The sequence below is a fragment of the Ensifer sp. ENS09 genome (assembly GCF_014852425.1).
In the GTDB taxonomy this organism is placed as follows: Bacteria; Pseudomonadota; Alphaproteobacteria; order Rhizobiales; family Rhizobiaceae; genus Ensifer.
In genome coordinates this window covers 885582-899244 of sequence record NZ_JACVBP010000001.1, presented here as the reverse complement: position 1 = coordinate 899244, position 13663 = coordinate 885582, and the positions used below count along the sequence as shown (strand labels likewise).

The window sequence follows — 13663 nt, the reverse complement described above, 5'->3', positions numbered from 1 at the left end:
TGGCCGACAGATCACCGGGCGGATCAGACAAGTCCCCACTGCAGGGGCGCAGCCGCTGATACCGTGCGGCTCCAAAGTGTTGCGCGGCGGGCGGGACGAACGGCCGGCGCGATGAACGGCTGCCGCAATGTCCGGATCGTGTCGACGTTGGCTGAAGGTCTGATCCGTTTCCCGTAGAGATTGTATTAACCGTGTTCGTTTACCTTATTTTCGGGGTTCGAACCGGAGTGGGGCAATGGTCAGGACGAGCAGTTTCGTCATTTTTCTTCTTTCAAGTGTTTCTATCGCGGCGGCTGCCGATATCGACGGGCCATTGGTGGGGCCGCAGGACGCCTATGAGGTGCCGGTGGAGCAGGCGTCGGGCGGCATCGTCGGCTACGTCGAGACGTCCTATGGCGCGGCCGTGGACTCGCCCGGCGATATCGATGCGGATGCATGGGACCTGCGCGGCGCGGTGAACTTCGACGCCGGCGCCGGCATGAACCTGCAGGTCGATCTCGGCTACACGCGCGCCTCCTTCGAGGATATCGACACCAACAGCTATGACGGCGCGCTGCACGGCTATTACCGCAACGATCTCTTTGCGGCCGGCGTGTTCGTGCAGGGCGCACGGCTCGACCCGGGTATCGGCGTCGACCTCAACGACTACATGGGTGGTGTCGAGGCGGCTTACTTCCTCGATACCTGGACGCTGCACGGCGCGCTCGGCTACGGCCAGGCGAGCGTCGAAGACTTCGAGGACATCGATGCCGACCATTACATGGGTTCGCTCGGCGCCCGCATCTACGCGACCGACAACCTGCGCTTCGACGTCGACGGCTCGCTGCATCGCATCAGCGAAAACGATCTGGATTACGACCTGCGCAGCGTGAAGCTGACGGCCAACTACCGGCTGGACGCTTTCCCGGTCACGCTCTTTGCCGGCTACAAATACACCAACGAAGAGCTTTCGGGGCTGAGCGCCTCGGTTTCCGGCGACACCAGCACCCTCTTCGGTGGCCTGCGCTTCTCCTACGGTTCGACGACGCTCAAGGAAGAAGAGCGCCTCGGCCCGGTCTGGTCCAGCATCGTCTGGCCTTCTGATCGGCCAGATACAACCATCAGGAAAGAATAAAGGCACCGCGCGTCTGAAAAGACGCGCGGTGTTCTATGTCATCGCAGGCTCCTCAGATAATCGGCCCGATCGAACGGGTTCGTGCCCAACCGGGGCCGGGCGGGTTGTGTGCCTGCGATCGGGGCGTAGTGGTCGAACGCGCTTTCAAGCACGCCTTCGCCGCTGGCAAGCCCCGGCAACTGCCGCTGGACGCCCTGGACGTTGGCCGATGCCATCGTCCCCGAGAGCCGGGCGACGCCACCCTCGATCACCGCATCCGTCGTCGATGCGCCTGATTTCGCGAGCAGCGTGTGGATGGCCGTCAGCACGGACGCGGGCGCTTCGAGGCGGAAGCTGTCGATCGGCTCGCAGACGACCGTGCAGGCCGAAGACAGCGCCTCGGCGAGCACCAGCGGCGTCAGCCGGCGAAAATCGACGGCGGTGCTCGCCGGCGATGTCTGCCGCGCCGCCGTCATGGCGACGTGGCAATCGATCACCTGCCAGCCGAAGAGACCCGCCTTCAGCGTCTCGGCAACGGCTTCTTCTACCGCCCGGTAGAAGCTTGCCGGCATCTGGCCGACATCCACCTCCAGGGCAAAACTGTTGCCCGTTGCCGGCGGCCGCGGTTCGATCCTGAGGCCGACGGTTGCGAGAAAGGGGTTCGGCTCGCGGAAGAGGATCTCGATGCCGGTTCCGCTGCCAAGGGGGCGTTCGACGCAGATAACCGTGCTTTCCTCGAAATGTGCCGCAAGGTCGAAGTCGGCCGACAGGGTCGCCTCGATCACCTCCTTCTGCACCTCGCCATAGAGCGAAACGAACATCTCGCTGGCGTCGTCGCTGGTGCGCAGGTTGATGAACGGGTCCTGTTCGGCCAGTTGCTGGAGCGCAAGCCAGAGCGCCGTGTTGTCCGACGGGCGCACCGGCCGCACCAGGGTTTCGAGCGTCGGCGGCGCGAAGTGAAACGCCCCGGCAGCACTGCCGCCGACGCCGACCCAATCGCCGATGCGGGCTTGGGCAAGACCGCCGATCTTGGCGATGCGGCCGGCTGTCACCTGCTCGACCTTCTGCAGATTGCCCTGGTCGAAGAGCTGGATGCTGGTGACCTTTGCCGCGCCGCCGGGCAGGGCGAGATAGTCGCGCGTGGCGACGGTGCCCGAGGTCAGGTTGAGAAAGGCGAGCTTTTCACCGCCCCAGCCGCGCTCGATCTTGAAGATCCGCCCTTCGACCGGTGCATCCGGGGCGGGCGCCTTCGCCGGCAACAGCGTCTCAATCGCGGTGATCAGGCCCGGCACGCCGACGCCGGTCATGGCGATGCCGCAATAGGCTGGGTGCAGAAGGCCTTCGGCAAGCTGCGTCGCCAAGGCCTTCCGCAGCCGCTCGACAGTCAGACGCTCCGGTGCCAGCACATAATCGTCGAGCAAGGCTTCATCATTGGCGGCAAGCGCCTCCGAAAGTGCCGAAAAATGCGGTTCCTGCGCAAAGTCGACCGGCTCGGCTCTCGCCTGCCGGCTGCCGGCCTCGACCGCCGCCGACATGCTGACGGGGCGGACCGAGAGTTGGCTGGCGATCTCTTCGACCACTTCGGCGGGACGCGCCCCGAGGCGATCGATCTTGTTGACGAAGAACAGGAAGGGGATGCCGAGACGGCGTAGCGCCCGCACCAGCACGCGGGTCTGCGCCTGTACGCCTTCCACGGCCGAGACGACCACGACGGCGGCATCGAGCGACTGCAGCACCCGCTCGACCTCGGCGATGAAGTCCGGATGCCCGGGGGTGTCGATGAGGTTTACGACCAGATCGCCAAGCTTGAACGACACGACGGAAGCGGCGATGGTGATGCCCCGTTGCCGCTCGAGTTCCAGGCTGTCGGTCTGGGTGTTGCCGCCGTCGACGCTGCCGAGCTTGTCGATCGCGCCGGTGTCAAAAAGCAGTCTCTCCGTAAGGCTAGTCTTTCCTGCATCCACATGGGCGAGGATGCCCAGATTCAATGTGCGCATAGTCCATCAGCTTCTCAAAATTTCGGAAATGGTTCTTTTGAGACGGGACTCGGCGCATTGGGGCCTCCAGACGGACTGACTGCTGATGGCGCAACCCGCGGCATGCGAGGAGCGCGTGTGAAATCTAAGGACGCAACGTCAAGGGCGTCAAGCGCCGCCCGACAACTCTGAGCCGGTGTTGCAGATTTGCTGGATGCGGGCGGGCGCTCAAGCGCGGCGTCTTCACCGGAGCGCGCGATGAATGTTGCGAGCACAATGTCTGGTCGTATTTATTAGTGTGTGCTAACCTCCCGACGCCAAGGGAAAAAGGGGGAGGCGAACATGGATATGACGCGTCGTGCCGTCGTTTTGGGCGGTGCCGGTCTGCTGACATCGGTTTCATTTCTGCACGCAAATGCGCTGGAATCGCCGTTGATCGATCCGGTCGAAGGGGTGGATGAATTCTGGCTGGCGGTGGAGGCCTATATCTACGGCTATCCGCTGGTGACGACGGAACTGACCCGGCGGATCTTCACCAATGTGGCAAAGCCCGAAGGCAGCCGGGGCCCGATGGGCAACATCATCAAGGTGCGTCAATATCCCGATGCGTCGTTCAAGGATGTGACGGCGCCGAATGCCGATACGCTTTATACGACCGCTTTCGTCGACGTGGGCAAGGAGCCATGGGTGCTGTCGATCCCCGACATGAAGGATCGCTATTTCCTCTTTCCGATGCTCGACGGCTGGACGACGGTGTTTCAGGTGCCGGGCAAGCGCACGACCGGCGGCGGGGCGCAGGCCTATGCCATTACCGGGCCGGGCTGGCAGGGAAGCCTTCCCGACGGCGTGACCGAATACAAATCCTCAACCGGCATCGTCTGGATCCTCGGCCGCATCTATTGCGACGGCACGCCGGAGGATTATGCGGCGGTGCATGCGCTGCAGGACGAATGCAAGCTCTGCCCGCTCAGTGCCTATGGCAAGGACTGGACGCCGCCGGCCGGCAAGGTCGATCCGGCGATCGACATGAAGACGGCGGTGCGCGAGCAGGTCAACCGCATGGATGCGGTCGAATATTTCACCCTGCTTTGCGAGCTGATGAAGACCAATCCGCCGACGGCGGCCGATGGCGAAGCGGTCGCCAAGTTTGCCGAGATCGGCATCGTACCGGGCCAGGATTTCGACAAGAGCAAGCTCGACGCCGCCTTCGTCTCGCGCATTCCTCCCATGGCGTTCCACCGCACCATGCTGCATTTCAAGTTCAGCGATGGCGACGTGCAGAACATCAACGGTTGGGGCTTTACCACCAAAACAGGCATTTACGGCACGAACTATCTGCAGCGCGCGCTGATTACGGCGATCGGGCTCGGCGCCAATCGTCCGCAGGACGCGATCTACCCGACCTCGCTGAAATCCAAGGACGGGCTCATCGCCCGCGCCTATCACGGGTCGAACAAATACGTCATCACCTTCCCGAAGGGGCAATTGCCGCCGGTGCGCGGCTTCTGGTCGATCACCATGTACGACGACAAGTACTTCTTCGTCGACAATCCGCTGAACCGCTATTCGATCAGCGCCCGCGTGAGCCCCAAGGAGAACCCGGATGGTTCGACGGAGATCTACATCCAGAATGAATCACCCGGCAAGGACAAGGAAAACAACTGGCTGCCGGCGCCGAAGGATAAGTTCATCCTGATGATGCGGCTTTACTGGCCGGACGACAGCCCGCCCTCCATTCTCGACGGATCCTGGGTGATCCCGGCGGTCAAGAAGGCGGGATGACAGCAGCGATCGGTCCTGCGTCTTCGTTTGAAGGCGCAGGGTGTCGCGATCAGGCCGGCTCAGCGCTTCGGCAGCACGAGGTCGCCGACCGTATAGATGTGAAACTCGCTGCGCGAGACTTCGTCCAGCGCGCGGAACTTCTCTGCGAACACCGGATCGGAGAAGAACTCGTCGACATTTCCGGTGCCCTGGATCGCCTCGACATTGACGACGGTTTCGCCGTCCGTGCTCTTCGACAGCGTGCTCCAGAGAAAACCTTCCTTCCGTTCGGCAACGTAATGCACGACGTCCTGGATGACGGCGAAGGCTTCTTCCTGTTTGCCTGGATGGGCGTGAATGACGTTGACGACGAAGGTCGTCGGAGCGGGGGATGCCGAGAATGTGGGGGTAGGGATCGTTGTCATGCTTCTCTCCATTTGAACGTCGCAGCGCATCGGCCGCGACTGCATCTGGATATCGGCAGAGAAATAGCGGATAAACGAGCGCGTATTCTCATTACTTCGGAAAATAATTCCGCAATTGGCGCGCGATGGACAAGCTCGGAACGCTCAGCATTTTCATTCAGGTGGCAGAGGCCGGCAGTTTCGTGGCCGCCGGCCATCGCCTCGGGCTTTCGGGCTCGGCCGTCGGCAAGGCGATCGCGCGGCTCGAAGATGAGATGGGCGTGCGCCTCTTCAACCGGTCGACGAGAAGCATGGCGCTGACCGAGGACGGAAGCTTCTTTCTTGATACCTGCCGGCGCATCCAGTCCGAGTTCGAAACCGCCCAGGCGCAACTGTCGCGCTCTCATGCGACGCCGCGCGGGCAGTTGCGCGTCAGCCTGCCACTCGCCGGCATGCTGCTGATGCCGACCATTTCGGACTTCATGCGCGCCTATCCGCTGATCAATCTCGACCTCGATTTCACTGATCGGCTGGTCGACGTGATCGAGGAGGGTTTTGACGCGGTCATCCGCACCGGCGACGTCAAGGATACGCGCCTGATGAGCCGCAAGCTCGGGACCTTCCGGCACCGGATCGTCGCGTCGCCGGACTATCTCGCAGCCAATGGCCGGCCGGAGGTGCCGGAGGATCTGCTCGGGCATCGTTGCCTGCATCATCGTTATGCCAATTCCGGCCGCCTCGAACCCTGGCCGCTTCATCGTGAAGGGCGAGAGGTGAAGCTCGATCTGCCAGTGACGACGGTTGCAAGCACGCTCGACCCGCTGATCTTTCTTGCGGAGCGCGCCTTCGGTATCACCTGCCTGCCGCCCTTTGCCGTCTCGGCGGAACTGGCGGAAGGCAAGCTGGTCTCGCTGCTCGATGATTACCTTCGCGAAACCGGCACATTCCGCGTGCTCTGGCCGACCAATCGCTATCTCTCGCCAAAGGTGCGCGCCTTCGTCGATTTCATGGCGGCGAACCTCTTTGCCGGGTGACGGTCGGGCGGCGCGGGCGGTCGTTCCCGTGCCAATCCAGTCGTTGCTAAAGTGCGGCAAATGTCCGAAGCTTCGCTGACGCCCTCGGGTCATGCGAGCCAGAGCAACCATGAGAGACGCCTCTTCCATTCAGCCTGCCGCGAGCCATGATGCCCGCATCTGCCGGGGATGCTGGGACCAGATGCATGTGCCGATCCCGATCCGCGGACCCCTGGCGCTGCCGTTCCGCGCCTTCGGCATCACCCGCAGCAAGATGAACCCGAACATCTGCACGATCTGCGAGCGCTCCTTCCGTTACGTGAAGAAGCAGAGTCACGTTGCGGCAAGCGCCACGATCCTCTTTGCCGATATCCGCGGCTTCACCCATCTTTCGGAGCGGATCGAACGGGTCAGGCTCAGCGAGATCGTCAGCCTGTTTCAGGGTCGCTGCGCTGAAGCCATCTGGGCGCATGACGGTATCGTCAACAAAACCATGGGCGACGGGCTTATGGCGATCTTCAATTTTCCGATCCTGCGCAAGGACCATGCGGAAGCCGCTATCCGGGCCGCGCTCGACATACAGCGGCATTGCGCCGATGCCCTCGGCCGCCTCGATCTCGTTGGCCTCGGCGACCAGCCGCTCGGGGTCGGTGTCGGCATTCACACCGGCGAGGTCGAGATCGGTGAGTTCTCGACGTTCCGCAGCGATTTCACCGCGATCGGCGGTACGGTCAATCTGGCGTCGCGGCTCGAGTCCCAGGCGGAGGCTGGGGAGATTGTCGTCTCGGCCGAAACGGCGGCCGAGGCCCGGACGCTGACGTCGGGCGCCGGAACGCGGCTGCTCGTTCTGAAAGGTATCGAGCAGCCAGTGGAGGCGAAGGTGCTCGCGACGCACTGACCGGCCACGAAGCCACCGCTGATCTTTCCAACCGGTGCGCTAAGGCTTCGTCAGTGGAAGTTTGCCTGATAGCTGGTTGCGATCAGGGAGACATGCGCGTCGAGAGGCGCGCGTAACTCGAAAGCCCGTGGATGGCGTGAGAAATCATAGAGGCGGACCAGGCACCATTCCTCGCGTCGTCTCTCGGCTACCTCAAGTTCGTTGCGGGAGATATGGAATGGCGTTCGTTCCCAGCCGTTGGTGGTCTTTACCTCGATCAAGCGCACGCGCCCGTCCGGCGTGAAGCTTGCGATGTCATAACCCGCGCCATCGCCGTCTTCCTGCGCCACCCACCGAACCTCGCGGGCCAAATCCTGGCGACCACTTTGTCGTAGCTGGATGCGTTCATGAAGGAGGACGCGCTCTTCTCCAGCGCGGCCAAGGGCGCGATTGCGTTCGTCTCGTCCAGCTACGTCGAAACGCCGGGCAACGGCCTGCATTTGCGTCAATTCGGTGGGTGGTGGCGCATTGTGCAGAGTGGGTGCGACGCCAATAAAGAGTGCGGGCGGCTCCGCCATGGCGGACGCCAGATCAGCGCCAAGGAGGCTATCCCATTGCGGGTGGCGGGCTAGCCATCGCGATATCGCTTCGGCCAACGACATCTGGAAATTGAACCTCGGCTGATAACCGCTGAGAATGGGAAGGCCAAAACCCTTTGCGGCTGCCGAAATGTTGCAATGTTTGAATTCGATCGAACCACGCGTTCTTCCAAGCGCGCCCTGCAGAACGCGGTTTTGCAGGGCCTTGTTGTAGGGGCGACCGGAAAGCTCGTCGCTGAGCATGGAAAAATAGGACGCGACGATCGCGTCATTTTCCGTATCTGTCCAATCGTTTACGCTCATGCGCGCCAGGCTATGCAGCGCGCTTCTGCCTGTCATCCGATGAAATCACATTGCGCCTTGTTCTTCGCCTTCATCCCCCGAAATCGAGCGCTTCAATCCACGGCTGAACTTGGCTACGCCCACATGTCGCGCACGCAGCGGCCGTCCGGCGCCAGGTCCTCGAAGGTATCGAAGCCGTCGAAATGGTCGATCGGGAGATGGGCGACCTGCTCGAGCGCGGCCAGCCTGACGTTGACGGCGATGCGTCGGCGGCCCTGTGGGTCGAGCGTGAGGCTGCGCCAGGCAACGACGCCGGCGCAGGTCGGGCAGAAGAGGATTTCGAGCGTCGGGTCCTTCTCGTCAGCCCGCGTGTACGCGCTGAGATCGCCGCTGACCGCGATGCGCTCGCCTTCGTAATCATAGGCCCAGAGCGTGCCGTAGCGGTGGCAGAGTGTGCAGTTGCAGGCGGTGATCGGGCCGGGATCGCCCTTCAATGTCCACTTTCCGTTGCCGCAATGGCATGAGCCGTCGAGCATGGGCCGCTCCTGCTGTTGTTCCGGGGCGGCATAGTGCCCCGTTGGCGGGGTGTCCGCAATCGGTGCCGGACCTCAACCTTACTCGATCGCCAAGGCAGCGTCGATGAAGGGCGCCTTCAAGGCGAGATACTCGCCGATGCCATGCTGGTTCGTGGCTTCCAGGTGCAGCTTCAACGCTTGATAACGGGCACAGAGATCCGGATCCTGCCGAAGGAGATCGCGAAAGCGCAGCATTCTTGCAATCTGCCAATGTCCTGATCGGCAGACATGGACCTTGTGAGTTCGAACGCCATTGACGTCGCGCCGGTAGAAGTGGTGGTCCTGCGAAAGGTCCGTGTCGGATCGCGCGACTTAGTTGCGGTCGAGCCGCATGACCTTTTCTTCGCCAAGCACCATGCCGGTCTCGCGGAAGCCGAAGCGGTGGTAGAGGGCGTGGGCGCGGGCGTTTTGCGGGTAGACGCCGAGATAGATGTCGCCGCATTCGGGGATCTTGGCCATGTGCTCGAGCAGGGCCGCGAGCGCCTTGGCGCCATAGCCCTTGCCCTGGTGGCCGGCGTCGATCATCAGCCGGTAGATCCAGTGGTTGCCGTCATCGGGATCGAGCGCATACATGGCGAAGCCCACCGGGGCGCCTTCGGCCATCACGGCAAAGCCGACGCATTCGGGGCGTTCGGCGAGTTCTTCGAGAGATTCGGCGTTGCTGGCGATGAAATCCATCTGGTTTTCGTGAACGTCGAGCCTTCGGATGACATCGGCATCGACGGTATCGACGGGCAGGAGTGTAATCGTCATTCGGTCCTCATGGTCGACGCTTGGCCTTGCGCGGCGGTCTCTGTTCAATCCCGTCTGCAGTCGCCTTCTCCCCGCGGGGCGAGCGGGGAGAAGGGACCTTGCAGCATGCCCGGCGTCCACATCCTGCGCCTGGGGCGCGAGCGGTTCCCTCTGCGGGGCGGGCAGGGAAACCAAAGGGTAGGCGGAGCCGGGCCGCTGCCGTTCCCTCTCCCGATCAGCGGGCGAGGGAGTTGGGGGCAAGGAACCGGAGGCACGGGAACACGCGTCCAGCTTGGCTAAGCGTCAATAACAATTTGATTATACGTTTTCAGTTTCTGCCGTACCGGCCCGGCCGCTGCAGGCGCCGAAATCCGGAAAGCGAGCCCTTCTCCAACGGGTGCATTGCCGCAACATTGCGGTGGCAAGAAAGGATCGGCCTTCCTGTCGGCCGCTCAGGTCTCTTCCACGATCTTCGGGTCGGCCTTGCCCGTCCATTCCAGGGTGATGGTGCGGCCCTGGCGGACGTTCTGGATGACGGAGGGGCGGAAGACGGCGAGGCACTCGCCCTCGGGGTCGCGCGCCGACGGATAGATCAGGCCGTTGCCGCCTTCGGCAAGAATGGTGGCGGCAAGCGCCTGGCCGGCGGGGTAGGCGACGGCGGTATCGGGCGAAAGATAGGCGGCATCCTTTTCGCCGCGCACGTCATGGAAGCGGCAGGTGAAGCCGGCGATCAGCTCGCGGTAGCGGCCGATATCGTGGAAGCTGCCGGCTTCGCTGAGCGCCCGGGTGCGGTGATAGACGATTTCCGCTTGGCAGGTCTGAAGCGCGCGCGGGCCGAAGGCGCAGTACCAGGCGCCGCGCTCCTCGCCGTTGAAGCGGTTGCCCGGCGGGCGGGCATGGCAGAAGGCGGCATTGATCAGCGACCAGCCGTAGCCGAAGGTCTCGTTCAGGAGTTCGGCCGGATCGACGCCGACGGGCAGGGCGAGCGGGCTCTGCCGCGCCGAGGTCATCGCCTCCAGCCGGTTGAGGATCTCGATCTCGTCGTCATCGTCGGCGAGCGGCTTGACCGCGGGCTCGTCGATATAGGCGGTCGAGATCAGCCGGACGGTTGCCGGCTCGTTGAAGTCGATTTCCGGCAGCGCGATCATAGGCCGCCGCGCAACCCGTCGAGATAGCGCCTGACCTTCATCATCACGGGGATGCCGCCCTCGATCATCACGTCGACCGGCGAACGGCCGGAAAACAGCGGGCCGGTGTTGACCGCCTTCGGCCATTGATAGGTGAGCGGCCCGTTGAAGAACAGCCGCAGGCCCTTGAATATGCCGACGATCAGGCTTGCGCGCATCTTCTTGTCCTGATCGAGCTTGCCCTTGAAGTCGCCCGCCTTCATGCGGTTCCAGGTGGCGATCGGCACGTCGAAGAGCTGGGCCGCCTCCCGGTTGGTGAGGTTCCAGAGGTCGCAGGCCTTCACCACCGCCTTGACGATGACAGCCTCTTCCTGCCGGGCAGCTTGCCGGTCGGGCGCGAATGCCGGTTGTGCGAGGGCCATGAATGTCTCCTATGCGGTGACCGTGTGTATCATATGATATAAATTGATCGTGAGCGCGAGAAAGTCAAGGGTTGAGGCGGTGGCTGGCTTGGGATCTGCCATCACGTCAATTCGATTTTACTCCCTTGAAGGCGATCGCTAGGCTTTCGGGCACAGTTGATGGGAGAGAGAGTCATGAAGCGCGCACTTGCAGCAATCGCATTCGCACTCGCCTGTTCCGGCACCGCCTTTGCGCAGGACACCAGCATGAGCTTCTTCGTCACCAGCGTTAACCCCGGAAAAGGCGGCGACCTCGGCGGCCTGCAAGGCGCGGATGCCTATTGCGACACACTGGCCAAGGCGGCGGGGTCCACGGGCAAGGGCTGGAAAGCCTATCTTTCCACGGATGCGGAGAACGCCAAGGACCGGATTGGCACCGGACCGTGGTACAACGCCAAGGGCGAGAAGATCGCCGATGACGTCGCATCGCTTCACAGCGACAGCAACAACCTGACCAAGCAGACGGCGCTCAACGAAAAGGGCGAAGTGATCAACGGGCGCGGCGACACGCCCAACCGCCACGATATCCTGACGGGCTCGAAGGCCGACGGCACCGCGGCGACCGAGACCTGCGGCAACTGGACGATGGGTGGCGCCGACGGTTCGGCGATCGTGGGCCACAGCGACCGCACCGGATTGAACGATTCCGCCGAGGCCAAATCCTGGAATTCTTCGCACGCGACGCGGGGCGGCTGCACGGTCGAGGCCTTCAAGGGCACCGGCGGCGAGGGGCTGTTCTACTGCTTTGCCGTGAAGTAGGGCGCCCTCAGTTTGCAGCTGTCCATGTCTGGCCGGTGTCTTTGTTCCATGCCTCCGAGCGACCGCGTCCTGGTGGCTCTTGCCGCTTGACCTCTGCCCAGCTCCTCGCCATCGGCTCTTGAAATCAATCCAGCCCGTCAATTCAGGCCGGCGCGGGCCAGTCCCTCGACGAGGCGCGCCCGGTCCTCGGCGCGAACGAAAGACGATGTTACGGCGACCGCGTCGCGGGAGATGTCGGGAACGAGCGACTTCAGCCGTGCGAGCAGGTCCGTGGCAGCTTCCTGGTTGTCGAGCAACCCGGCACAGGCCGTGCCGATGATCAGCGGAACCACGTGGCCGGAGCGCAAGCGATGCGCCTCTCGGGCATAGTGGAGTCCAAGTTCGTAATTCGCGCCCTGGAAGTGGGCCATGGCGTAGTAGAACTGAAAGTCGCCGAGAAAAGCCTCGCGCGGGCTCAGTCTGAGGGCGTGGTCGATGCAAGGAATGGCGTCGGCTGCGCGGCCTCCGTTGGCATGCGCAAGGCCCAGCTGGCCGTGCGCAAAGGCGGAGTTGGGGTTGATCGCGACAGCCTGGCTGATCGCTGCCATCGCCAGCGCATTGTCACGCGTCGCAAAGGCGATCATCGCCTGCGCAAGGTAGGTCCACGGCTCCTTGTCATCAGCGGCAATGGCCTGCTGGACGAAATCCCTGCCAAGGGCGAGCGCGTAGCCCATGTCCTCCCACCCCTGGAAGGCGCGCCACATGGTAATCCAGCCTTTCATGGCAAGCGCCTGCGCATAGCCGGGAGCCAGTGTGATTGCCCGATCGAGCAGCGGCAGCATCTTCCCGCTGCTCTCCTCGGACAGTTGCGAACACAGGAACACTGCCCGCACGACGCATTCCCAGGCATCGAGGCCATGATGCGGCTTGGGGCTTTCGCGCGCATGCTCTGCCGCCAGCAGTTCCGGCCCGATGCGGCCGACGACGCTTGCGGTGATTTCGTCCTGGATCGCGAAGATGTCACCGAGATCGCCGTCGTATCTCTCGGCCCATAGATGGACTTCCGAGGCGGCATCGATGAGCTGCGCGCTCACCCTCATCCGGTTGCCGGACTTGCGCACACTCCCCTCGAGAACATAGCGGATGCCGAGTTCGCGTCCGATGGCGCGTACATCCACGGGCTTTCCCTTGTAGGTGAACATCGTGTTGCGGGCGATCACGAAGAAGCCCTTGAGCTTGGAGAGCGCTGTCGTGATGTCCTCGGTCAGCCCATCGCTGAAGAAGTCCTGCTCCGGGTCGGCGCTCATGGCGCTGAACGGCAGCACGGCGATGGACGGCCGATCAGGAAGGGCGGGCCTCGGCGGCGGCGCCCGTGCGGCCGCTTTTTCCAGTAGGGGGCGATACAGCCGCACCGGCCGGTCCATATTCTTGAGCGCGCGTTCGCCGAGATACTCGTAGTCGCAGTCAAGCTTCCCCTGGAGGTGATCGTAGGCCGTGCCGGAAATGCAGATGCCGCCGGGATCAGCCACGGTCTGGAGGCGGGCGGCGATGTTGACGCCATCGCCGTAGAGATCGCCATCGACCTCGTGGATCACATCCGCGAGGTTGACGCCGATCCGGAAAATGATGCGCCGCTCCGCCGGGATATCGGTCTGGTCCTTGGCAACGCGTTTCTGGATGGCGACCGCACACGCGACGGCATCGACGACCGAGCCGAACTCCACAAGCGCACCGTCGCCCATCAGCTTGACGATCCGGCCCTGATGCTCGGCGAGCAGCGGATCGATCAGCTCCCGGCGCAGAGACTTGAGGGCCGACAACGTCCCGGCCTCGTCCTGTTCGACGAGGCGGGAATAGCCGACCACGTCAGCGGCCAGGATCGCGGCCAGCCGCCGCTCCGCTCTTGCAGGTGCCATGGCTGTCTCCCCCTCAGGAGATCCGCCGCATGAAGCCCAGGCGATTGACGGGATGCACCATCCGGCTGCCCGACACCGCGACCGTGCCGGCTGATAATACCACTCAGAC

Annotated in this window: 13 protein-coding genes and 1 pseudogene; 5 read left to right on the top strand and 9 right to left on the bottom strand. The window is 63.3% G+C overall.

The features are described 5' to 3' along the window. Positions 1–235: 235 nt before the first annotated feature. Positions 236–1114: a hypothetical protein gene (locus IB267_RS04520; protein WP_192446577.1), complete on the top strand. Its 879-nt coding sequence runs from the start codon at positions 236–238 to the stop codon at positions 1112–1114. 38 nt (positions 1115–1152) lie between these two features. Here the strand turns inward: IB267_RS04520 and IB267_RS04515 are convergent, their stop codons facing one another. Beyond that, positions 1153–3090 (bottom strand): translation factor GTPase family protein, encoded by a 1938-nt coding sequence (locus IB267_RS04515; protein WP_192446576.1) that lies wholly within the window; start codon positions 3088–3090, stop codon positions 1153–1155. 321 nt (positions 3091–3411) lie between these two features. On the opposite strand from IB267_RS04515, the gene IB267_RS04510 reads away from it, so the two are divergent. Beyond that, entirely contained in the window at positions 3412–4851 is a 1440-nt protein-coding gene (locus IB267_RS04510; RefSeq protein WP_192446575.1) for a DUF1254 domain-containing protein, read from the top strand. Between the two features lie 59 nt (positions 4852–4910). On the opposite strand, the gene IB267_RS04505 is transcribed toward IB267_RS04510, so the two are convergent. Next, positions 4911–5255, bottom strand: a complete 345-nt coding sequence (locus IB267_RS04505; protein ID WP_192446574.1) for an antibiotic biosynthesis monooxygenase — start codon at positions 5253–5255, stop codon at positions 4911–4913. A 125-nt stretch (positions 5256–5380) separates the two neighbouring features. Between IB267_RS04505 and IB267_RS04500 the strand changes: the two genes are divergently transcribed. Both IB267_RS04500 and IB267_RS04495 read left to right on the top strand, forming a co-directional pair. Next, complete coding sequence (locus IB267_RS04500; RefSeq protein WP_192446573.1) at positions 5381–6268, top strand: LysR family transcriptional regulator; 888 nt, start codon at positions 5381–5383, stop codon at positions 6266–6268. 109 nt (positions 6269–6377) lie between these two features. Further along, positions 6378–7145, top strand: a complete 768-nt coding sequence (locus IB267_RS04495; protein WP_192446572.1) for an adenylate/guanylate cyclase domain-containing protein — start codon at positions 6378–6380, stop codon at positions 7143–7145. Positions 7146–7195: 50 nt separating this feature from the next. Here IB267_RS04495 and IB267_RS04490 read toward each other — a convergent pair whose 3' ends face one another. The 6 genes and pseudogenes from IB267_RS04490 to IB267_RS33215 all read right to left on the bottom strand — a co-directional run bounded on the left by IB267_RS04490 (position 7196) and on the right by IB267_RS33215 (position 10861). Next, entirely contained in the window at positions 7196–8062 is an 867-nt protein-coding gene (locus tag IB267_RS04490) for a DUF3883 domain-containing protein (RefSeq protein ID WP_246810544.1), read from the bottom strand. Positions 8063–8139: 77 nt separating this feature from the next. After that, positions 8140–8541 (bottom strand): GFA family protein, encoded by a 402-nt coding sequence (locus IB267_RS04485; RefSeq protein ID WP_192446571.1) that lies wholly within the window; start codon positions 8539–8541, stop codon positions 8140–8142. Between the two features lie 78 nt (positions 8542–8619). After that, positions 8620–8853, bottom strand: a pseudogene (locus IB267_RS04480) (GrpB family protein); the annotation flags it as partial. Between the two features lie 39 nt (positions 8854–8892). Further along, complete coding sequence (locus IB267_RS04475) at positions 8893–9333, bottom strand: GNAT family N-acetyltransferase (RefSeq protein WP_192446570.1); 441 nt, start codon at positions 9331–9333, stop codon at positions 8893–8895. Positions 9334–9764: 431 nt separating this feature from the next. Then, a complete protein-coding gene (locus tag IB267_RS04470; protein ID WP_192446569.1) occupies positions 9765–10460 on the bottom strand; it encodes an RES family NAD+ phosphorylase in 696 nt (231 codons plus the stop codon). Further along, positions 10457–10861 (bottom strand): antitoxin Xre-like helix-turn-helix domain-containing protein, encoded by a 405-nt coding sequence (locus tag IB267_RS33215; protein WP_192446568.1) that lies wholly within the window; start codon positions 10859–10861, stop codon positions 10457–10459. Before IB267_RS33215 ends, IB267_RS04470 begins: the two co-directional genes overlap by 4 nt. A gap of 174 nt (positions 10862–11035) precedes the next feature. On the opposite strand from IB267_RS33215, the gene IB267_RS04460 reads away from it, so the two are divergent. Beyond that, positions 11036–11659 carry a hypothetical protein gene (locus IB267_RS04460; protein WP_192446567.1) on the top strand — a complete coding sequence of 208 codons (624 nt, stop codon included), beginning with the start codon at positions 11036–11038 and terminating at the stop codon, positions 11657–11659. A gap of 137 nt (positions 11660–11796) precedes the next feature. Here the strand turns inward: IB267_RS04460 and IB267_RS04455 are convergent, their stop codons facing one another. Beyond that, positions 11797–13554 (bottom strand): adenylate/guanylate cyclase domain-containing protein, encoded by a 1758-nt coding sequence (locus tag IB267_RS04455; RefSeq protein ID WP_192446566.1) that lies wholly within the window; start codon positions 13552–13554, stop codon positions 11797–11799. Between the last annotated feature and the right edge of the window lie 109 nt (positions 13555–13663).

What these genes read in the sequence shown, in the direction of transcription:
- IB267_RS04510 (WP_192446575.1), top strand. Translation starts at nt 3,412, where the DNA reads ATGGATATGACGCGTCGTGCCGTCGTTTTGGGCGGTGCCGGTCTGCTG.
- IB267_RS04520 (WP_192446577.1), top strand. Translation starts at nt 236, where the DNA reads ATGGTCAGGACGAGCAGTTTCGTCATTTTTCTTCTTTCAAGTGTTTCT.
- IB267_RS04515 (WP_192446576.1), bottom strand. Translation starts at nt 3,090, where the DNA reads ATGCGCACATTGAATCTGGGCATCCTCGCCCATGTGGATGCAGGAAAG.
- IB267_RS04475 (WP_192446570.1), bottom strand. Translation starts at nt 9,333, where the DNA reads ATGACGATTACACTCCTGCCCGTCGATACCGTCGATGCCGATGTCATC.
- IB267_RS04470 (WP_192446569.1), bottom strand. Translation starts at nt 10,460, where the DNA reads ATGATCGCGCTGCCGGAAATCGACTTCAACGAGCCGGCAACCGTCCGG.
- IB267_RS04460 (WP_192446567.1), top strand. Translation starts at nt 11,036, where the DNA reads ATGAAGCGCGCACTTGCAGCAATCGCATTCGCACTCGCCTGTTCCGGC.
- IB267_RS04505 (WP_192446574.1), bottom strand. Translation starts at nt 5,255, where the DNA reads ATGACAACGATCCCTACCCCCACATTCTCGGCATCCCCCGCTCCGACG.
- IB267_RS04455 (WP_192446566.1), bottom strand. Translation starts at nt 13,554, where the DNA reads ATGGCACCTGCAAGAGCGGAGCGGCGGCTGGCCGCGATCCTGGCCGCT.
- IB267_RS04490 (WP_246810544.1), bottom strand. Translation starts at nt 8,062, where the DNA reads ATGACAGGCAGAAGCGCGCTGCATAGCCTGGCGCGCATGAGCGTAAAC.
- IB267_RS04495 (WP_192446572.1), top strand. Translation starts at nt 6,378, where the DNA reads ATGAGAGACGCCTCTTCCATTCAGCCTGCCGCGAGCCATGATGCCCGC.
- IB267_RS04485 (WP_192446571.1), bottom strand. Translation starts at nt 8,541, where the DNA reads ATGCTCGACGGCTCATGCCATTGCGGCAACGGAAAGTGGACATTGAAG.
- IB267_RS04500 (WP_192446573.1), top strand. Translation starts at nt 5,381, where the DNA reads ATGGACAAGCTCGGAACGCTCAGCATTTTCATTCAGGTGGCAGAGGCC.
- IB267_RS33215 (WP_192446568.1), bottom strand. Translation starts at nt 10,861, where the DNA reads ATGGCCCTCGCACAACCGGCATTCGCGCCCGACCGGCAAGCTGCCCGG.